The organism is Aeromonas sp. s5, assembly GCF_040907865.1.
Classification (GTDB): domain Bacteria; phylum Pseudomonadota; class Gammaproteobacteria; order Enterobacterales; family Aeromonadaceae; genus Aeromonas; species Aeromonas dhakensis.
Window position 1 is genome coordinate 1 of the sequence record NZ_JBFOCO010000017.1, and the last position, 19166, is coordinate 19166.

The window sequence follows — 19166 nt, forward strand, 5'->3', positions numbered from 1 at the left end:
GTGGCTTCGTCCGCCTCGCGTTTCAGGATCTCGAGCGCCGCCACCGGCTGCTTGAGCATGGATTTCACATCCAGCCCGGCGCAAAAGGCCCGCCCTTCCACCATCCGCACCGGGAAGCCGGCCCGCTCCATGGCGGAGGCCTCATCCGTGATGGTGGCACCCAGTGCCAGCCCCTCCTCCAGCGCCCGCTTGAGGGGGCCGGTGGGGAACATCTGCGGGGTCAGGGCGTGCCAGAGCTCCTCGCGCTCGACGGTGGCGAGGATGTTGCCGGTGGCGTCGGAGCGCTTCATGGTGTCGCGCACCCGGCTGCCGAGGATGGCTCCGCCACAGGCCATGGCGGTGGCGATGAGGCGATCGAGATCGCCGTGGGTCAGGCAGGGGCGGGCGGCGTCATGCACCAGCACCCACTCCCCTTGCGCCACGTGCAGCGCATTGAGCACGGAGAAGGCGCGCTCGGCGCCCCCTTCCACTCGCAGGATCCTCGGATCGGCGGCCACGGCCAGGGTGTCGAACCAGCGGTCATGGGGAGCCAGCGCCACTATGACCTGAGCAATGGCCGGGTGAGAGAGCAGCCGGGTCAGGGTGTGCTCCAGAATGGCCATGCCCGCCAGCTGCAGATACTGTTTCGGGCACTCGGCCCCCATCCGGCTGCCGATGCCAGCGGCCGGCACGATGGCGGTCAGTCCGCTGTGATGATCAGTCATCGTAGGCTGCGTCTCCGGAACTGGAGCCCTTGTCTTTGTCCTTGGGAATGATACGGTAGAAGGTCTCGCCCTGCTTGATGTAGCCAAGATCGTTGCGCGACAGCTCCTCAATGGCCTCCAGGCCCGAGGTCAGGTCATCAATCTCGCGATAAATCAGGTTGTTGCGATCCTTGAGTACCAGATTGTCCTGCTGCTGCCGGGTGATGGCATCGGACAGCTCACGATAGTCAGACAGGCCATTCTTCCCCAGCCAGAGGTCGTATTGAAGCCCTCCCAACAGGAAGAGCAGGATAAGAGTGAGTAGCCGCATGCACTGAGTCTCCTTCAAGCGGCCTAGTTTCCCATATTCGCAGGCAAGACAAAAGAAAGCCTGTGTCCCGGATGGGTTCGGTCGGAACAAAAAATGCAGAATCCGGGGATGGGGGTGACACAGACGAAAAAGCCCCGCCGGATGGCGGGGCTTTGTGAAGCAGGAGAACAGGCGATGATTAAGCCTGGTTCTTCACTTCTTTCAGACCGCGGAACGGAGCCTTGGCACCCAGGGCTTCTTCGATACGGATCAGCTGGTTGTACTTGGCAACACGGTCAGAACGGCTCATGGAACCGGTCTTGATCTGGCCAGCAGCGGTACCAACGGCCAGGTCAGCGATGGTCGCGTCTTCGGTCTCACCGGAGCGGTGGGAGATGACGGCAGTGTAGCCAGCGTCTTTGGCCATCTTGATGGCAGCCAGAGTTTCGGTCAGGGAACCGATCTGGTTGAACTTGATCAGGATGGAGTTGGCGATGCCGTTGTCGATACCGCGCTTCAGGATCTTGGTGTTGGTTACGAACAGGTCGTCACCCACGATCTGGATTTTCTTGCCCAGTTTCTGGGTCTGGTAGGCGAAGCCTTCCCAGTCAGATTCGTCCAGGCCGTCTTCGATGGAGACGATCGGGAACTTGGCAGTCAGCTCTTCCAGGAAGTCGGAGAAACCGTTGGAGGTGAAGACACGACCTTCGCCTTTCAGGTTGTACTCTTTCTTCTCTGCGTCGTAGAACTCGGAAGCAGCACAGTCCATGGCCAGGGTCACGTCGGTGCCCAGCTTGTAACCGGCAGCAGCAACGGCTTCGGCGATCACTTCCAGCGCTTCGGCGTTGGATTTCAGGTTCGGAGCGAAACCACCTTCGTCACCAACTGCAGTGTTGTAGCCCTTGGACTTCAGCACTTTGGCCAGGTTGTGGAACACTTCGGCGCCCATGCGAACGGCTTCTTTCAGGGTCTTGGCGCCAACCGGCTGGATCATGAACTCCTGGATGTCGACGTTGTTGTCGGCGTGCTCACCACCGTTGATGATGTTCATCATGGGCAGCGGCATGGAGTAGACACCCGGGGTGCCGTTCAGCTCGGCGATGTGGGCGTACAGCGGCATGCCTTTGGCAGCAGCGGCAGCTTTGGCGTTGGCCAGGGAAACAGCCAGGATGGCGTTGGCGCCGAACTTGGATTTGTTCTCGGTACCGTCGAGGTCGATCATGATCTGGTCGACAGTGGCCTGGTCCTTGGCATCTTTACCCAGCAGCGCTTGAGCGATCGGGCCGTTGACGGCTTCGAGGGCTTTCAGCACGCCTTTACCCAGGAAACGGCTCTTGTCGCCGTCACGCAGTTCCAGCGCTTCGCGGGAACCGGTGGACGCGCCAGACGGAGCGGCTGCCATACCAACAAAACCACCTTCCAGGTGAACTTCGGCCTCAACGGTCGGGTTACCACGGGAGTCGATGATTTCACGACCGATCACTTTAACGATCTTGGACATGTGTATTTCCTCAGGTTTCGTAAAAAAACAACAAAAATATGCCAAAAAAAGCGGCTGTGGCACAGGGCCCCAACCGCATTTATTTTCAATTACTTCAGATTACGCTTCTGATACTCGCCCGCCGCCTTCACAAAACCGGCGAACAGGGCGTGGCCATCACGAGGAGTCGAGGTGAACTCCGGGTGGAACTGCGCGGCCACGAACCAGGGGTGATCCGGGATCTCGATGATTTCCACCAACTTCTTGTCGGCGGAGAGACCGGTCACTTTCAGGCCCGCTGCTTCGATCTGCGGCAGCAGCTTGTTGTTCACTTCATAACGGTGACGGTGGCGTTCGTAAATGGTCGGGCTGCCGTACATCTGACGCACCTTGGAATCTTCCACCAGGTGGCAGAGCTGGGAACCCAGACGCATGGTGCCGCCCAGATCGGACTTCTCGGTCCGGGTCTCGACGTTGCCTTCGTCATCCACCCACTCGGTGATGAGACCCACTACCGGGTAGGCGCAATCTTTCTTGAATTCGGAGGAGTGAGCCCCGGCCATGCCGGCCACGTTGCGGGCGAATTCGATCATGGCAACCTGCATGCCGAGACAGATGCCGAGATACGGGATCTTGTTCTCGCGGGCATACTGGGCCGCCAGGATCTTGCCTTCCACGCCGCGCTCACCGAAGCCACCCGGTACCAGGATCGCGTCCAGACCTTCTAGCAGCTCGGCGCCACGGGTCTCGATGTCCTGGGAATCGATGTACTTGATGTTGACGGAGAGACGGGTCTTCAGACCGCCGTGCTTGAGCGCCTCGTTGACCGACTTGTAGGCATCCGGCAGGGAGACGTACTTGCCGACCATGCCGATGGTCACTTCTGCAGTCGGGTTGGCCTCTTCATAGATGACCTGTTCCCACTCGGCCAGATCGGCCTCCTTGCACTCGATGCCGAAGCGCTCGGTGATGTAGGAGTCCAGGTTCTGGGATTTCAGCAGCGCCGGGATCTTGTAGATGGAGTCGACGTCCTTCATGGAGATGACGGCACGCTCCGGCACGTTACAGAACAGGGCGATCTTGGCACGTTCGTTGGCCGGAATGGCGCGGTCGGAACGGCAGATCAGCACATCCGGCTGGATACCAATGGAGAGCAGCTCCTTCACGGAGTGCTGGGTCGGCTTGGTCTTCACTTCGCCGGCAGCGGCCAGATAAGGCACCAGGGTCAAGTGCATGAACATGGCGTTGTTGCGACCCACTTCGGCAGCCAGCTGACGAATGGCTTCGAGGAACGGCAGGGACTCGATATCGCCCACGGTACCGCCCACCTCGACGATGGCAACCTGATGGCCTTCGGCACCGGCAATCACCCGCTCTTTAATGGCGTTGGTGATGTGCGGGATCACCTGAATGGTGGCGCCCAGATAGTCGCCGCGGCGCTCTTTGCGCAGCACGTCGGCGTAGATGCGACCGGTGGTGAAGTTGTTGCGGCGGGTCATCTTGGTGCGGATGAAACGCTCGTAGTGGCCCAAGTCCAGATCGGTCTCGGCCCCGTCCTCGGTTACGAACACTTCACCGTGCTGGGTCGGGCTCATGGTGCCCGGATCCACGTTGATATAGGGGTCCAGTTTCATGATGGTCACATCCAGACCACGGGCTTCCAGAATGGCTGCCAGAGAAGCTGCGGCAATGCCTTTGCCGAGGGATGAAACAACGCCACCAGTTACAAAAATATATTTTGTCGTCATGCTGAACCTGAAAGAAGTTTAGGGAATTTTAAGGGGTGCTTCGGGGATGAAGCAGGACGGGGAAACAGTATACCAAAACCCCCTCTCCCAAACAATGAACAAAAATCTATCAGGCTCCCGGCGCCCCCATCTTGCGCCAAATCAACTTTGTTCGGTTTCCTTGGCCTTGACCCAGGCGGCATCCAGCTTCTCGAGGCTGCAGTCGGTCATTTTCAGCCCTTCCGCGGCGATAAACTGCTCAACCTGACGAAAGCGGCGTTCGAACTTGGCGTTGGCGCCCCGCAGCACCTGCTCCGGATCCTTGCCCAGATGACGCACCAGGTTGACGGTGGCAAACAGCAGATCGCCGAGCTCGTCGCTCACCCGCGCTTCATCCACGTCGGCCATCAGCGCCTCTTCCATCACCTCGTCGATCTCCTCGTGGATCTTGTCCACCACCGGGCCCAGGGTCTTCCAGTCAAAACCGACGGTGGCGCAGCGCTTCTGGATCTTGGCGGCGCGGGTCAGGGCCGGCAGCGAGAGGGGGATGTCGTCAAGCACGCTCTCTTTGTCGAGCGCCGCCCGCTCCTTGGCCTTTTCCGCCTCCCAGTTCACCTTCACCGCCTGCTCGTCGCCAAGGTCGGCATCGGAGAAGACATGAGGGTGGCGACGAATGAGCTTCTCGCTCACCGTGTCGACGATGTCGGCAAAGTCGAACAGCCCCTGCTCCTTGCCAAGCTGGGCATAGAACACCACCTGGAACAGCAGATCCCCCAGCTCCCCTTTCAGCCCCTGCCAATCTTCGGTCTCGATGGCGTCGGCCACCTCGTAGGCCTCCTCCAGGGTGTGCGGCACTATGGTCTGGAAGCTCTGCTTGAGATCCCAGGGGCAGCCCCCGTTCGGGTCGCGCAGTTTGGCCATGATGGCGAGCAGTTGGGGCAGGTCGTAACGTTGGGACATGGGATATTCGCTTTTCTTGATGCTACCGGGAGAAAACAGTGACCGACCTGGCGGTCGGTCACGAGTGCTGTGTTGCGCACGATCAGAGGCGCTTGGCGCTGATCACGTCGTTGAGCTGGCTGAGCTTGGCCAACGCCCGGTTGAAGGCGTTGATGTTGTAAATCTCCAGCTCCATGTCGATCTCGGCGGTCTGCTCGCGCACGTTGGATCGTGAGCGCACCCCCATCACGTTGATCTTCTCGTTAGCGAGCACGGTGGTGATGTCACGCAGCAGGCCGGATCTGTCGTTGGAGAGGATGCGGATGGTGAGACCGTAACCGCCGGAGTAGTTCTCTCCCCATACCGCGTCGATCAACCGCTCCGGGTTGCGGCGCGACAGCTCTTTGAGTTGCTCGCAATCCTCCCGGTGGATGGAGACGCCGCGGCCCATGGTGATGAAGCCCTGGATGGCATCCCCGGGGATCGGCTGGCAGCAGCGGGCGATGTGGGTCATCAGGTTGCCCACCCCTTCCACTACGATGTGATCCTTGGGCTTGTGGCGGAACGGTGCATTGGCCTTCTGCTCCAGCTTCTCCAGCAGGCGGCGATCTTCCTCCTCCGCCGTAGGCTTGTTGTAACAGGTGTCCAGGTAGTTGATCACCTGGTTGATGCGGATGTCGCCGCTGCCGATGCCGGCCAGCAGATCGTCGGTACTCTCCAGATTGAAGCGGCGCAGCATGTTGCCCTTGTCGATCTTGGCCATGCTGAGGTTGTGGCGATCCAGCTCCTTGTCGAACAGCTCGCGCCCGGCGACGATGTTCTTGTCCCGATCCAGCTTTCTGAACCAGGTGGCCACCTTGGCCCGCGCCCGGCTGGAGCGCAGGAAACCGGAGTTGGGGTTCATCCAGTCGCGGCTCGGGTTCGGCTCTTTCTGGGTGATCACCTCCACCTGATCGCCGGTCTGCAGCGCATAGGTGAACGGCACGATGCGGCCGTCGATCTTGGCGCCGATGCAGCGGTGGCCGATCATGCTGTGGACGTGATAGGCAAAGTCGAGGGGCGTGGCCCCCGCCGGCAGGTCGATGACATCCCCTTTCGGAGTGAACACATAGACCCTGTCCTCGAACACCTGACTGCGCAGATCCTCGAGCAGGGAACCGCTCTCGGAGAGATCCTCCTGCCAGGCGAGCAGCTTGCGCAGCCACTCGATCTTGTCTTCGAAGTTGTTGGCCTTGCCGCCGGCCTGAGCCCCTTCCTTGTAGCGCCAGTGGGCCGCCACACCGAGCTCGGCATCCTGGTGCATCTGATCGGTACGGATCTGGATCTCCACCGTCTTGCCCTCGGGCCCCACCACCACGGTATGGATGGACTGGTAGCCGTTGGGTTTGGGGTTGGCGACATAGTCGTCAAACTCGCGGGGAATGTGGTGGAAGTGGGTGTGAACGATGCCGAGCGCCGCATAGCAATCCTGCAGCCGCTTGGTCACCACTCGCACCGCACGCACGTCGAACAGCTCGTTGAACTCGAGGTGCTTCTTCTGCATCTTGCGCCAGATGCTGTAGATGTGTTTCGGCCGGCCGTAGACCTCGGCCTCGACCCCCGCCTCTTTCAGGGCATCGCGCAGGGACTGCACGAACTCGCGGATGTAGCGCTCCCGATCGAGGCGCTTCTCGTCGAGCTGTTTGGCGATCTGCTTGTAGGTATCCGGGTGCAGGTAGCGGAAGGCGAGATCCTCAAGCTCCCACTTGAGCTGACCGATGCCGAGCCGGTTGGCCAGCGGGGCGTAGATGTTGGTGATCTCCTGGGCCATCAGCACCCGGGTCTCTTCATCGGCCTTCTTCGCCTCCCGCAGGCAGGCGATCCGCTCCGCCAGCTTGATCACCACGGCGCGCACATCCTCGACCATGGCGAGCAGCATGCGCCGCACGTTGTCGACCTGCTCCGGCGAGGTTTCGCTGCGGTGGAGGGTCTGCAGGGAGCGGATAGCCTCCATCTCCAGCACCCCTTCCACCAGCTTGGCGATCTTGGGACCGAAGTCCTCGTCCATCCGCTCCTGGCTGATGAGACCGGCTTCGACGAAGGGGTAGATGATGGCGGCCTTGAGGGTGCCGAGATCCATGCTGAGCATCAGCAGGATGCCTACCATCTCGACCCCGCGCACCAGCAGCCGGTTGGTGAGCGCTTCGTCACCGAGCGTCAGACAGTACTGGTAGACGGTTCGCAGTTGATCCTTGTCACTGTCACTCAGGGTGAGCGAGCTGACCCACTCCTCCAGGGTGAAGTTGTCTTTCAAATGAATATCGCGAACCGCAACCATGGTATCAATCCTTTAAATTATTGGGCCGAAGGCTGTCGCCCCCTCCCCTCATGAGATTGCCTCAAATGGGGATCTACGGAGAATTTTTCAAGGCATATTGTCAAGAAAAACAATAGAGTTCTCCGCCAGGCCCTGCCGATTTACAAGGGTCTAGATTACCCCAATCATGCCTGCCCAGACAGCGTTATGGACGCCACCATCGTCAGCTGACGGCTGCCCTTTCATGGCACCGCCACCACGCCCGTTTTGCCCATTACCGCCCGTCTATTTGCGCTCGAACAGCGCCATGGACTCCAGGTGGCCGGTGTGCGGGAACATGTCGAGCATGCCGAGGCGCACCAGCCGATAGCCCCCTTTCACCAGCACCTGGCTGTCGCGCGCCAGGGTGACCGGATTACAGGAAACGTAGACCACCCGTCTGGGTGAAAGTTTCACGACGTGCTCCATCACCTCGAACGCACCGGGACGGGCCGGATCCAGCAGCACCAGATCGAACCCTTCCCGTGCCCAGGACATGCCGGCGATGTCACCGCTCAGGTCCGCCTTGTAGAAACGGGCGTTCTCGATGCCATTGCGACGGGCGTTCTCTTCGGCGCGCGCCACCATGGCCAGCTCCCCTTCCACCCCCACCACTTCGCGGGCCTGACGGGCCAGCGGCAGGGTGAAGTTGCCGATGCCGCAGAAGAGATCGAGCACCTTGTCATCCTTGCCCGCCTCGAGCCAGTTCAGTGCCTGCTCCACCATGCGCTGGTTGACCGGGCCGTTGACCTGAATGAAGTCACCGGGAGCGAATGCAAGAGACAGGCCATCAAGCGAGTAGGAGGGCGCAAATTGCTGGTGCAGCGGCTCAATCTGCTCGTCGGCCGCCTGTAGATAGAGGTCGATCCCCTGCGCCTTGGCGAACTCGATCAGCTGCGCCCGATCCGCCTCGGTCGGCCGGCCGGTATGGCGCAGCAGCATCAGGATCCCCTGCTCGGCCTGGATCAGCTCCGCATGGCCCAGCTCACGCTGGCTCTTGAGGCGGTTGAGGCATTCGCGCAGCGGGGCGATCAGTGCGGAGAGCGGTTCAGCCAGCACGGGGCAGCCACTGATCTCCACCAGATCGTTCGACTGGCGACGACGAAAGCCCACCCGGGTGCAGCGGCCGTTCTTGTCGAACTTGATGGCCAACCGGCAGACCCGGCGATAGGCGTGGGACTCCCCGCCCAGCACGGGCTCGAGCGCCGGGGGCTGGATGTTGCCGAGCCGCTCGAACAGGCTGACCAGGCCGGCCTCCTTGGCGGCGCGCTGATCCGCCTCAGCCAGGTGCTGGGCGCTGCAGCCGCCACACTCGCGGTAGTGGCTGCAGAAGGGGGCGATGCGATTGGCCGCCGGGGTCACCACCTGTTGCAGGGCGGCGTGGGCATACTGCTTCTTGTCTTCGAGGATGCGGGCCTTGACCTGCTCACCGGGCAGCGCCCCTTCGATGAAGATCGCCTTGCCCTGATGGCGGCCGATACCGACGCAGTGGTGATCCAGGCTGTCTACCGTAAATTCAATACGTTGGGGCTGGGTGGATTTCTTTTGGGGCTTGAAAAACTGGGCCATAAAACTTGGTGCCTATAGGTGGCTATGTCATGATTGTGGAATCTGCAGCAGGCTATTGTCCCACAAGAATAATAGTATGACCAAATACGGCCTGTGGGCCCGCACCCGCTCGTTTACGCCATTGCCAACCCTGCTCTTCGGGGGATCATCCGCATGACCAAATACGGCCTTCGGGCGCGTGTGCTGGCCTTTACCATCTTGCCGACCCTGATCATCGGCGGCCTGATGGCCGGCTATTTCACCTTCCACCGCTATCAGCAGCTGGAAAACAACCTGATCGATCAGGGCATCAACATCATAGAGCCGCTGGCCATCGCCAGTGAATACGGGATGACCCAGCACAGCCGCGAGTCGCTCAAGCGGCTGATCGGCCTCACCCACCGCAAGAACTCGCCGCTCATCAAGTCCATCGCCGTCTTCACCCAGGACAACCAGCTGTTCGTGACGTCCAACTACCACAGGGACTTCACCCGGCTGCGGCTGCCAGACGGCAGCCAGATCCCCGAGCTCACCAGCGTCACCCTCTATGGCGACGACATCATCTTGCGCACCCCGATCCAGGCCGAGACCAGCATGGACGGCTTCCCGCTGCCGAGCGACGTGGAGCCGCCGATGATCGGCTACATCTCCATGCAAATGACTACCGACCGGGCCATGATCCTGCAGTACCGCGACACCTTCTTCGCGGTGATCATGGTGCTTATCGGCATCGCCTTCAGCACCCTGTTCGGCTTTCGGCTGGTCAAGAGCGTGACCCAGCCCATCACCGACATGGTGCAGGCGGTGCACAAGATCAGGGAGGGGCGACTCGACACCCGGGTCAGTGGTCAGCTCACCGGCGAGCTGGACATGCTGAAAAACGGCATCAACGCCATGGCCAAGGCACTCTCGGAATACCACGAGGAGATGCAGCAGAACATCGATCAGGCCACCTCCGACTTGCGCGAGACGCTGGAGCAGATCGAGATCCAGAACGTCGAGCTCGACATGGCCAAGAAGCGGGCGCAGGAGGCGGCACGGGTCAAGTCGGAGTTCCTCGCCAACATGTCCCACGAGCTGCGCACCCCGCTCAACGGGGTCATCGGCTTTACCCGCCAGCTGCTCAAGACCAGCCTGACCCCGAGCCAGACCGACTACATGCAGACCATCGAGAAGTCGGCCCGCAACCTGCTCGGCATCATCAACGACATCCTCGACTTCTCCAAGCTGGAGGCGGGCAAGCTACAGCTGGAACACATCCCCTTCAGCCTGCGCGACACCCTCAACGAGACCATGCATCTGCTCGGCCCCAGCGCCCACGACAAGCAGCTGGAGCTCTCCCTGCAGGTGGATGCCGAGGTGCCGGACTACCTCACCGGCGACCCCATGCGCCTGCAGCAGGTGCTGACCAACCTCACCGGCAACGCCATCAAGTTTACCGAGCGCGGCAACGTGGACGTGCGCATCGAGCAGACCGGCAGCCTCAGCGGCAACAAGGTGCGGCTCAACGTGCTGATCCGCGACACCGGCATCGGCATCTCGGAAGAGCAGCAGCGCCAGCTGTTCCAGGCCTTCAACCAGGCCGACTCCTCCATCTCCCGCCGTTATGGCGGCACCGGCCTGGGCCTCGTCATCACCCAGAAGCTGGTGCAGCAGATGGGGGGGCAGATCCGATTCGAATCGGAACTCGGCAAGGGATCTGTCTTCTCCTTCAGCCTGGATCTGGAGGTCTCCCCCCTGCCCCAGACCGACCGGTTGCCGCTGGATCGCATCCAGGGCAAGCGGGTCTGGCTGCTGGAACCGGATCCCTTCAGCCACTCCGCCATCTGCGCCCTGCTGGCGGAGTGGCAGTTGCAGGTGCACTCCCTGACCGGCGACGACCCCTGGCCCGAGATGAGCAGCCAGGACATGGTTATCATCGGCAGCGGTACCCAGCACAGCCCACAGCAAGTGGTAGCGCGCCTCGACGGGCTGGATGGCCAGCAGAACACCATAGTGCTGCTCAGCAGCCACGAGCCTTCGCTCTACGAGGCCATGCTGGCCCACGGTGCCCAGCACTGCCTCTCCAAACCCATCAACCATCGCAAGCTGCTGCACGCCCTGCTCTCCCCCGAGGCGGCGCGCAGCGCCCCGCTGCCAGAGCCCTCCCCGCGCAGCGTGCAGGAGATCAAGGTGCTGGCGGTGGACGACAACGCCGCCAACCTCAAGCTGATCGCCGCCATGCTCAAGGAGATGGTGAGCCAGGTGGTGGTGTGCAAGAACGGCAAGGAGGCGGTCAGACTGGCCCAGAGCCAGCCGTTCGACATCATCTTCATGGATATCCAGATGCCGATCATGGACGGCATCAGCGCCACCCAAGCTATTCGCAGCCAGTCCCTCAACACCGAGACCCCCATCGTCGCGGTCACCGCCCACGCCATTCCCGGCGAGCGGGAGCGGCTGATCCGCCAGGGCATGGACGACTACCTGGCCAAGCCCATCGACGAGGCCATGCTGGCCAAGCTCATCACCGACTTCGCCCATCGTCGCCACCAGAATCACGCCAGCCAGCAGATCGACTGGTCGCTGGCGGTGCGCCAGGCGGCGGGCAAGCTGGATCTCGCCAAGGAGATGCTGACCATGCTGATGACCAGTTTCGACGAGGTGGATCCGGTGCTGGAGGCGGCGCTCGCCGGCCAGGTGGAGGACAGCGAGGTGCTGGCCCAGCTCCATCGCCTCAACGGCGGCTGCGCCTACTCGGGGGTGCCTCGCCTGCAGCGGCTGCTCTCCCAGCTGGAGCAGCAGCTGCGGGACGGGGTGGCGGTGGCCGAACTCGAGCCCGAGTTGCTGGAGCTGCAGGATGCGATGGAGCAGGTGCGCCAGGAGGCTCCCCGCTACCTCGCCTGACCCGGTGGCCCGCTTTTTCTGACGCGGGCCCCGCCAGATGGTAAAGTTGCGCCGTTTCCACAGGAGTCGACATGACCAACAACGATATTTTACGCCGCCTGCGCTACGCCCTCAGCATCAGCAACGACCAGATGGTCGACATGTTCGCCAAGGGCAACCTGACCGTCACCCACGCCCAGCTGCACGGCTGGCTGATGAAAGAGGCAGAAGAGGGTGAGGTGCAGGAGGCTGGCTTCGCCGCCTGCCCGGATTCGGCCCTGAGCCAGTTCCTCGACGGCCTGATCCTGGTTCGCCGCGGCGCGCGGGAAGATGCACCGCCCCAGGTGATCCCGAACCGGATCAACAACAACATGATCCTGCGCAAGCTGCGCATCGGCCTCAACTTCAAGGAAGAGGAGATGCTCGCCACCCTCAAGCTGGCGAACTTCAACCTCTCCAAGTCCGAGCTGAGCGCCCTGTTCCGCTCACGGGACCACAAGCACTATCAGGATTGCGGGGATCAGATCCTGCGCAACTTCCTCATCGGCCTCACCGCCAAGTATCGCGGCTGAACCATGGGCCGGCGTCTGCGCTCACCATCATCCCGCCTGCTGGCGGTGGGTGGGCGCCGTTGGCCATGGGGCACCTGCCGGCACTGGTATGCCCTCTGCCTCACCCTGCTGATGAGCGCCTGCCAGCCCGCCCCCTATCGGCTCAACAACGACCATCAGAGCGCCAACCAGAACGAGCGCATCGCCTTTCTGATCCTGCACTACACGGATGAAGACGATGAGCGTTCCCTGCGCCTGTTGACCGAGCCGGCCCATCAGGTGAGCGCCCACTACCTGATCCCGCGCGATACCCATGAGCGGCCACTGCCGGTCTACCAGCTGGTGCCCGACAACCGGCGCGCCTGGCATGCCGGCCGCAGCCGCTGGCACCAGTATACGGGGCTCAATGCCAGCTCCCTTGGCATCGAGATCGTCAACCTCGGCTACTCGCCACAGGATGAGCTGCTGCCCGCCCACCAGCGGCGCTGGCAACCCTACACCCGGGCACAGATAGCCGCCCTCGGCGCCCTCACCCGCGAGCTGGTCGAGCGCTACCAGATCCCCCCCACCCAGGTGCTGGCTCACAGCGATGTCGCCCCCGAGCGCAAGCAGGATCCCGGCCCCCACTTCCCCTGGCGCGAGCTGGCTCTGAACTACGGGGTGGGCGCCTGGCCCGACGAGACCCGGCTGGCCGAGCTGCGCCAGCAGCCGGCGCCGGCCTGGGATGCCCTCGGCTGGCAGCAACGGCTGGCCCGCTACGGCTATGGCGTAACCCCGAGCGGCCACTGGGACGAGCAGAGCCACGCCGCCCTGCGCGCCTTCCAGCTCCACTTTCGGCCCGCCCTGGTCAGCGGTGAAGCGGATGCCGAGAGCCAGGCCATCCTCACCGCCCTGCTCGAGCGCTATTTCCCCGAGCAACGCTGAGCTTCGCCCCCGACCACAAAAGAGGGACGCCATGGCGTCCCTCTTTTGCATTCTCCGTCGAGAGCCGGCTCAGGCCTCCACCAGCAGTACCTCTATCCCGGCCTGACGCAGACCGGCCAGGGTCTCGGCCGCAATGGCGTCGTCGGTGATCAGAGTGTGGATGCGCCGGGTATCGATGATCTTGTGCAGGCTCAGCCGGCCAAACTTGCTGGAGTCGGTCACGACGATGATCCGCTCGGCCACGTGGCACATGCAGCGGTTGAGCCTGGCCTCGTCTTCGTGATGGGTGCTGACGCCGCGCTCCAGATCGATGCCATCCACCCCGAGAAACAGCAGGTCGAAGTGATAGTTCTGCAAGGAGAGATCTGCCTGGGCGCCGTAGAAGGAGAGCGACTTGCGGCGCAGGTGGCCCCCCGTCATCAGCAGCTCCACCCCTTCCGCCTCCAACAGGGCATTCGCCACGTTCATGCCGTTGGTCATCACCACTATCTCCTGGTGATCGCGCAGGTGACGTGCCACCTCCAGAGTGGTGGTGCCCGAGTCGAGAATGAGGCGACAACCAGGCTGCACCAGGCTCGCCGCCATAGCGCCGATGCGCTGTTTGACCGGGGTGTTGAGCACGCTCTTGTCGGCGATGGTGCGCTCGGCCACCGGCTGGCCGGATTCACACAACAGGGCACCGCCGTAGGCGCGCACCGCCACCCCCTGTTTCTCCAGAAATGCCAGATCGTTGCGGATGGTGACGGTGGAGACCTTATAGTGGCCGGCCAGCTCGTTGACCTGAACGCTGCCATTGCTGCGCAGCTGTTGAATGATGCGCTCCCGTCGCTCGCTGGTGCCGAGCACGCTCTTTTCGGTGGTTTGCATAGTCTCTCTGCCGGAGTCCTGTGGTGAAAGTAGATCTTTCACTTCGTTACGTTTCCCTATTAACACTCAGCCTCGATGGCAAATCAAGCTTTCATTGGATTGAGAAGTGCCGTCAGGCTCCCTAAAACAGCACAAACCTTTCGATTCATTTCTTTTTGTGATCTTGCTCAAGATGTGAACACGCTTTTATTTCGTTTCGAACGCCGTGCGCCTAGGGTAAAGAAAGAAATCGAAAGCAATGCATCTTGTTCAGGCCAAGAGGAAGAGGGAAATGAAATCAATGCTGGATCTGGTCGCACAACACAAGCAGGGGGAACAGGTCGGGATCTACGCCGTCTGCTCCGCCCATCCGCTGGTGCTGGAGGCGGCCCTGCGACTGGCGGCGCAAGGGGACCAGCTGCTGCTGGTCGAGGCCACCTCCAATCAGGTGGATCAATTTGGCGGCTACACCGGCATGACACCGGCCGATTTTCGCGACCTGCTGCACCGGCTCGCCGCCGAGTGCCGCTTTCCCGTGCAGCGGCTGGTACTGGGTGGGGATCACCTCGGCCCCAACCGCTGGCAGAGCGAGCCCGCCGAGCAGGCCATGGCCCACGCCGAGGATCTCATCGCCAGCTATGTTGCGGCCGGCTTCAAGAAGATCCACCTCGACTGCAGCATGCCCTGCCAGGGGGATCCGGTGCCGCTGACCGACGAGTTGGCGGCGGCGCGCGCAGCCCGGCTGGCAAACGTGGCCGAGCAGACCGCCACCCGGCAGTTTGGCCACAGCGACCTGGTCTATGTGATTGGCACCGAAGTGCCGGTGCCGGGTGGCGCCCACGAAGAGCTGGCCGAACTGGCAGTCACCACGCCGGAGGCGGCGCGCCACACTCTGGTCGCCCACCAGCAGGCCTTCGAGCAGGCCGGACTGGCCCAGCTCTGGCCGCGGGTGATCGGTCTGGTGGTGCAGCCCGGCGTGGAGTTCGACCACACCCACGTCATCGACTACCGCCCCGAGCGGGCCGCCCCCTTGAGCCGGATGATCGAGGCCTATCCCCATCTGGTGTTCGAGGCCCACTCCACCGATTACCAGACCCCGGACGCCTACCGCCAGCTGGTACGCGATCACTTCGCCATCCTCAAGGTCGGCCCCGCCCTCACCTTTGCCCTGCGCGAGGCGCTGTTTGCCCTCGCCGCCATCGAGGAAGAACTGGTGGTGGCCAAGGCCTGCTCGGGTCTGCGCCAGGTGCTGGAAGAGACCATGCTGGATCGCCCCGACTTCTGGCGCAGCCACTATCAGGGCAGCCCCAACGAGTGCCGGCTGGCCCGTGGCTACAGCTACTCCGATCGCATTCGCTACTACTGGCCCGACAGCCGGGTCGACGACTGTTACGCCCGGCTGCTGGCCAACCTGGCCGCCGAACCCATTCCCCTGCCGCTGCTCAGCCAGCACCTGCCGCTGCAATACCGCAAGGTGCGCCAGGGCTCACTCTCGGCCAATCCCCATGACCTCATTCTCGATCAGGTGCAGGAGGTGCTGCGCCAATACGCGGCGGCCTGCAGCGACGCCCCCGCCAGCCACTCCCGGCTGACCCCGGTTGTATAAGGAGTTGTAGAGATGATCCTTGGTTATCCAGAAGAGACGCTGCGGTCGGCCAACGGCCTGGCCACCGCCCGTGAAATTCGCCAGCAACCCGCCACCTGGCGGGAGACCCTCACCATGGTGGAGGAGTGCCGCGCCACCATTGAACGCTTCCTGCTGCCCCTGCTGTCACGGGGCAACCTGCGGGTGATCCTGACCGGCGCTGGCACCTCCGCCTTTGCCGGCCGCGCCCTCGCCCCCTATCTCAGTGCCCGCCTCAACGGCCGCTTCGAGGCGATCGCCACCACCGACATCGTCACCGATCCGGGCGAATACCTGGCACAGGACTGCCCGACCCTGCTTATCTCCTTCGCCCGCTCCGGCAACAGCCCGGAGAGCGTGGCGGCGGTGGAGCTGGCCAGCCAGCTGCTGAGCGAGTGCCACCACCTGGTGCTGACCTGCAACGGCGAGGGGGAACTCTATCGCCGCTGTCAGAAGGATGCCCGCTCCCTGGCGCTGCTGATGCCGCCCCAGACCCACGACCGCAGCTTTGCCATGACCAGCAGCCTGACCAGCATGATGCTGAGTTGCCTGGCGGTATTCCTGCCGCGCCAGTTCAACCCGATCGCCAGCCAGCCGCTCATCGCGCTGGGGGATGCCATCCTGCCCCAGGCCGAACTGAAGGTGCCCGAGTGGGATCGACCGCTGCCGGAGCGGGTCATCTACCTTGGCAGTGGCAGCCTGCAGGGAGTGGCTCAGGAGGCGGCCCTCAAGCTGCTGGAGCTCACCGCCGGCCAGGTGATGGCCATGTACGACTCCCCCACCGGCTTTCGCCACGGGCCCAAGTCGGCCATCAATCGGCAGACCCTGATCGTGTTGATGATGTCCAACGATCCCTATACCCGCCAGTACGACCTGGACCTGCTCGGCGAGCTGCGCCAGGACGGCCATGCCGCCCGGGTGGTCGCCCTGGCCGATCGGCCGGATCCGCTCATCAGCGCTGGCGAACACATTTATCTGCCCACCCCCCTCAACGGTGACGACGCCGAGCTGGCGCTCTGCTACCTGCTCTATGCCCAGTACTACGCCTTCCACACCGCGCTGGTGCTGGGCATCACCCCGGACAATCCCTGCCCGAGCGGGCGGGTCAACCGGGTCGTGCAGGGGGTCAACATCTATCCGTTCAACCAGCAAGGAGGCGTCTGATGCCGAACATAGTGCTGAGCCGTATCGACGAGCGCCTGATCCACGGTCAGGTCGGCGTGCAATGGGTCGGCTTCGCCGGCGCCAATCTGGTGCTGGTAGCCAACGACGAAGTCGCAGAGGACCCCATCCAGCAGAACCTGATGGAGATGGTGCTGGCAGAAGGCATCGCAGTGCGCTTCTGGCCACTGCAGAAGGTGATCGACAACATCGGCAAGGCCGCCGATCGCCAGAAGATCCTGCTGGTGTGCAAGAGTCCGGCGGACTTTCGCACCCTGGTGGAGGGCGGGGTGCCCATCCCCCGCATCAACGTCGGCAACATGCACTACGCCGACGGCAAGCGTCAGATCCACAAGACGGTATCGGTGGACGAGTCGGACATAGCGGCGTTTCGCGCCCTGCAGGACGCCCACGTCGCCTGCTTTGTCCAGGGGGTGCCGACCGAACCGGCACAGGACATTTTCAACCTCATCTGATTAAGGACAATTGTGATGGAAATCAGTTTGTTGCAAGGGCTCTTGCTGGGCATGCTGGCGTTCTTCGCCGGGCTTGACCTGTTCAACGGCCTGACCCACTTCCACCGGCCCGTGGTACTGGGCCCGCTGGTGGGCCTGATCCTCGGCGACCTGCCCACCGGCATTCTGGTGGGCGGCACCCTGGAGCTGGTCTGGATGGGGCTGGCCCCGCTGGCGGGGGCGCAGCCGCCCAACGTCATCATCGGCACCATAGTCGGCGCCACCTTCGCCATCACCACCGGGGTCAAGCCGGATGTGGCGGTCGGGGTCGCGGTGCCGTTCGCGGTGGCGGTCCAGATGGGGATCACCTTCCTCTTCTCGGTGATGTCGGGGGTCATGTCCCGTTGTGACCGGATGGCGGAACAGGGGGATGTGCGCGGCATCGAGCGGGTCAACTACCTGGCGCTGCTGGCGCTCGGCTCCTTCTACTTCCTGTGCGCCTTCCTGCCCACCTACTTCGGGGCCGAACACGCCAAGACCGCCATCGACGTGCTGCCCGCCCGTCTCATCGACGGCCTCGGCGTCGCCGGCGGCATCATGCCCGCCATCGGCTTTGCCGTGCTGCTCAAGATCATGATGAAGAACGTCTACATCCCCTACTTCATCCTCGGTTTCGTCGCCGCCGCCTGGCTCAAGCTGCCGGTGCTGGCCATCGCCGCGGCCGCCCTGGCCATGGCCCTGATCGATTTCATGCGCAAGGACCCGGCGCCACAAGCCCGCCCCATCCAGGAGGAAACTGAAGATGGCATCTAACAACACCGCCACCCGGCTGGCCCAGGCGGCCGAGCCGCAACCGACCCGCGCCGTCTCCGACGACGTCTATGAAGATCAACAGCTGGGGGCCGAGCTGACCCGCCAGGACATCAACCGCTTCGCCTGGCGCTCTCTGCTGCTGCAGGCCTCCTTCAACTACGAGCGGATGCAGGCCTCCGGCTGGCTCTACGGCCTGCTGCCGGCGCTGCAGAAGATCCACACCAACCCCAAGGATCTCTCCCGGGCGATGAAGGGCCACATGGGTTTCTTCAATACCCACCCCTTCCTGGTCACCTTTGTGATGGGGATAGTGCTGGCGATGGAGCGCTCCAAGCAGAACGTCAACAGTATCCAGAGCACCAAGATCGCGGTCGGTGCCCCGCTCGGCGGGATCGGCGATGCCATGTTCTGGCTCACCCTGCTGCCCATCTGTGGCGGCATCGGCGCCGACCTGGCCCTGCAGGGTTCCATCATGGGGGCTGTGGTCTTCTTCCTGCTGTTCAATCTGGTGCACTTCGGCCTGCGCTTCGGGCTGGCGCACTACGCCTATCGCATGGGGGTGGCCGCCATTCCGCTCATCAAGGCCAACACCCGCAAGGTGGGCCATGCCGCCACCATCGTCGGCATGACGGTGATCGGCGCCCTGGTCGCCACCTATGTGCGGCTCGGCACCACCCTGGAGATCACCGCCGGCGATGCGGTGGTGAAGCTGCAGGCGGACGTGCTCGACAAGCTGATGCCCGCCTTCCTGCCGCTGCTCTACACCCTGGCCATGTATGGGCTGATCCGCCGCGGCTGGAGCCCGCTGCGCCTCATCGTCATCACGGTCGTACTCGGCATCGTCGGCAAGTTTGCAGGCTTCCTCTAATCCGGTGCCGGCACCAGGCCGGCCTTTTGCTGTAAAG

At 62.9% G+C, this 19166-nt stretch carries 16 protein-coding genes; 8 read left to right on the forward strand and 8 right to left on the reverse strand.

What is annotated here, in order from left to right; translation table 11 throughout:
• The 7 genes from ispD to rlmD form a co-directional block, all read right to left on the reverse strand.
• Positions 1–704, reverse strand: a 704-nt coding sequence (ispD, locus tag AB5Y94_RS10700; protein WP_368205483.1) for a 2-C-methyl-D-erythritol 4-phosphate cytidylyltransferase, incomplete at its 3' end; no start/stop codon positions are given.
• Positions 697–1014 (reverse strand): cell division protein FtsB, encoded by a 318-nt coding sequence (gene ftsB, locus AB5Y94_RS10705; protein WP_005309428.1) that lies wholly within the window; start codon positions 1012–1014, stop codon positions 697–699. The genes ispD and ftsB, both read right to left, overlap by 8 nt.
• A gap of 178 nt (positions 1015–1192) precedes the next feature.
• The gene (eno, locus tag AB5Y94_RS10710) at positions 1193–2494 is read right to left on the reverse strand and encodes a phosphopyruvate hydratase (protein ID WP_005309426.1); all 1302 of its coding nucleotides are present in this window, start codon (positions 2492–2494) and stop codon (positions 1193–1195) included.
• Between the two features lie 89 nt (positions 2495–2583).
• Positions 2584–4221, reverse strand: a complete 1638-nt coding sequence (gene pyrG / locus AB5Y94_RS10715; protein ID WP_005309423.1) for a glutamine hydrolyzing CTP synthase — start codon at positions 4219–4221, stop codon at positions 2584–2586.
• Between the two features lie 141 nt (positions 4222–4362).
• The gene (gene mazG / locus AB5Y94_RS10720; protein ID WP_124250547.1) at positions 4363–5160 is read right to left on the reverse strand and encodes a nucleoside triphosphate pyrophosphohydrolase; all 798 of its coding nucleotides are present in this window, start codon (positions 5158–5160) and stop codon (positions 4363–4365) included.
• 82 nt (positions 5161–5242) lie between these two features.
• Positions 5243–7456, reverse strand: coding sequence for a GTP diphosphokinase (gene relA, locus AB5Y94_RS10725; protein WP_005309420.1), 2214 nt, complete (start codon positions 7454–7456; stop codon positions 5243–5245).
• Between the two features lie 264 nt (positions 7457–7720).
• Positions 7721–9043, reverse strand: a complete 1323-nt coding sequence (gene rlmD, locus AB5Y94_RS10730; protein ID WP_368205484.1) for a 23S rRNA (uracil(1939)-C(5))-methyltransferase RlmD — start codon at positions 9041–9043, stop codon at positions 7721–7723.
• 153 nt (positions 9044–9196) lie between these two features.
• Here rlmD and barA point away from each other — a divergent pair, with 153 nt between their 5' ends.
• The 3 genes from barA to AB5Y94_RS10745 all read left to right on the forward strand — a co-directional run bounded on the left by barA (position 9197) and on the right by AB5Y94_RS10745 (position 13362).
• Positions 9197–11908, forward strand: coding sequence for a two-component sensor histidine kinase BarA (gene barA, locus AB5Y94_RS10735; protein WP_024941396.1), 2712 nt, complete (start codon positions 9197–9199; stop codon positions 11906–11908).
• Positions 11909–11979: 71 nt separating this feature from the next.
• A complete protein-coding gene (locus AB5Y94_RS10740) occupies positions 11980–12459 on the forward strand; it encodes a DUF1456 family protein (RefSeq protein WP_005309414.1) in 480 nt (159 codons plus the stop codon).
• Between the two features lie 3 nt (positions 12460–12462).
• Entirely contained in the window at positions 12463–13362 is a 900-nt protein-coding gene (locus tag AB5Y94_RS10745; RefSeq protein WP_368205485.1) for an N-acetylmuramoyl-L-alanine amidase, read from the forward strand.
• Between the two features lie 69 nt (positions 13363–13431).
• On the opposite strand, the gene AB5Y94_RS10750 is transcribed toward AB5Y94_RS10745, so the two are convergent.
• Complete coding sequence (locus AB5Y94_RS10750; RefSeq protein ID WP_368205486.1) at positions 13432–14229, reverse strand: DeoR family transcriptional regulator; 798 nt, start codon at positions 14227–14229, stop codon at positions 13432–13434.
• A 271-nt stretch (positions 14230–14500) separates the two neighbouring features.
• Between AB5Y94_RS10750 and kbaZ the strand changes: the two genes are divergently transcribed.
• From kbaZ to agaE, 5 genes are read left to right on the forward strand one after another with little or no spacing between them, the layout of a single operon-like run.
• Positions 14501–15814, forward strand: a complete 1314-nt coding sequence (kbaZ, locus tag AB5Y94_RS10755) for a tagatose-bisphosphate aldolase subunit KbaZ (protein WP_368205487.1) — start codon at positions 14501–14503, stop codon at positions 15812–15814.
• 12 nt (positions 15815–15826) lie between these two features.
• On the forward strand, positions 15827–16996 hold the full coding sequence (locus AB5Y94_RS10760; protein ID WP_368205488.1) for an SIS domain-containing protein: 1170 nt from the start codon (positions 15827–15829) through the stop codon (positions 16994–16996).
• Positions 16996–17469 (forward strand): PTS N-acetylgalactosamine transporter subunit IIB, encoded by a 474-nt coding sequence (gene agaV, locus AB5Y94_RS10765; RefSeq protein WP_005309404.1) that lies wholly within the window; start codon positions 16996–16998, stop codon positions 17467–17469. Before AB5Y94_RS10760 ends, agaV begins: the two co-directional genes overlap by 1 nt.
• Before the next feature lie 15 nt (positions 17470–17484).
• Complete coding sequence (agaW, locus tag AB5Y94_RS10770; protein ID WP_011704758.1) at positions 17485–18261, forward strand: PTS N-acetylgalactosamine transporter subunit IIC; 777 nt, start codon at positions 17485–17487, stop codon at positions 18259–18261.
• Entirely contained in the window at positions 18251–19129 is an 879-nt protein-coding gene (agaE, locus tag AB5Y94_RS10775) for a PTS N-acetylgalactosamine transporter subunit IID (RefSeq protein ID WP_368205489.1), read from the forward strand. Before agaW ends, agaE begins: the two co-directional genes overlap by 11 nt.
• The last annotated feature ends 37 nt before the right edge of the window (positions 19130–19166 follow it).

Coding starts and splice junctions, on each gene's coding strand:
- agaE (WP_368205489.1), top strand. CDS start 18,251: ATGGCATCTAACAACACCGCCACCCGGCTGGCCCAGGCGGCCGAGCCG.
- pyrG (WP_005309423.1), bottom strand. CDS start 4,221: ATGACGACAAAATATATTTTTGTAACTGGTGGCGTTGTTTCATCCCTC.
- mazG (WP_124250547.1), bottom strand. CDS start 5,160: ATGTCCCAACGTTACGACCTGCCCCAACTGCTCGCCATCATGGCCAAA.
- rlmD (WP_368205484.1), bottom strand. CDS start 9,043: ATGGCCCAGTTTTTCAAGCCCCAAAAGAAATCCACCCAGCCCCAACGT.
- kbaZ (WP_368205487.1), top strand. CDS start 14,501: ATGAAATCAATGCTGGATCTGGTCGCACAACACAAGCAGGGGGAACAG.
- AB5Y94_RS10760 (WP_368205488.1), top strand. CDS start 15,827: ATGATCCTTGGTTATCCAGAAGAGACGCTGCGGTCGGCCAACGGCCTG.
- agaW (WP_011704758.1), top strand. CDS start 17,485: ATGGAAATCAGTTTGTTGCAAGGGCTCTTGCTGGGCATGCTGGCGTTC.
- AB5Y94_RS10750 (WP_368205486.1), bottom strand. CDS start 14,229: ATGCAAACCACCGAAAAGAGCGTGCTCGGCACCAGCGAGCGACGGGAG.
- AB5Y94_RS10745 (WP_368205485.1), top strand. CDS start 12,463: ATGGGCCGGCGTCTGCGCTCACCATCATCCCGCCTGCTGGCGGTGGGT.
- AB5Y94_RS10740 (WP_005309414.1), top strand. CDS start 11,980: ATGACCAACAACGATATTTTACGCCGCCTGCGCTACGCCCTCAGCATC.
- agaV (WP_005309404.1), top strand. CDS start 16,996: ATGCCGAACATAGTGCTGAGCCGTATCGACGAGCGCCTGATCCACGGT.
- barA (WP_024941396.1), top strand. CDS start 9,197: ATGACCAAATACGGCCTTCGGGCGCGTGTGCTGGCCTTTACCATCTTG.
- eno (WP_005309426.1), bottom strand. CDS start 2,494: ATGTCCAAGATCGTTAAAGTGATCGGTCGTGAAATCATCGACTCCCGT.
- ftsB (WP_005309428.1), bottom strand. CDS start 1,014: ATGCGGCTACTCACTCTTATCCTGCTCTTCCTGTTGGGAGGGCTTCAA.
- relA (WP_005309420.1), bottom strand. CDS start 7,456: ATGGTTGCGGTTCGCGATATTCATTTGAAAGACAACTTCACCCTGGAG.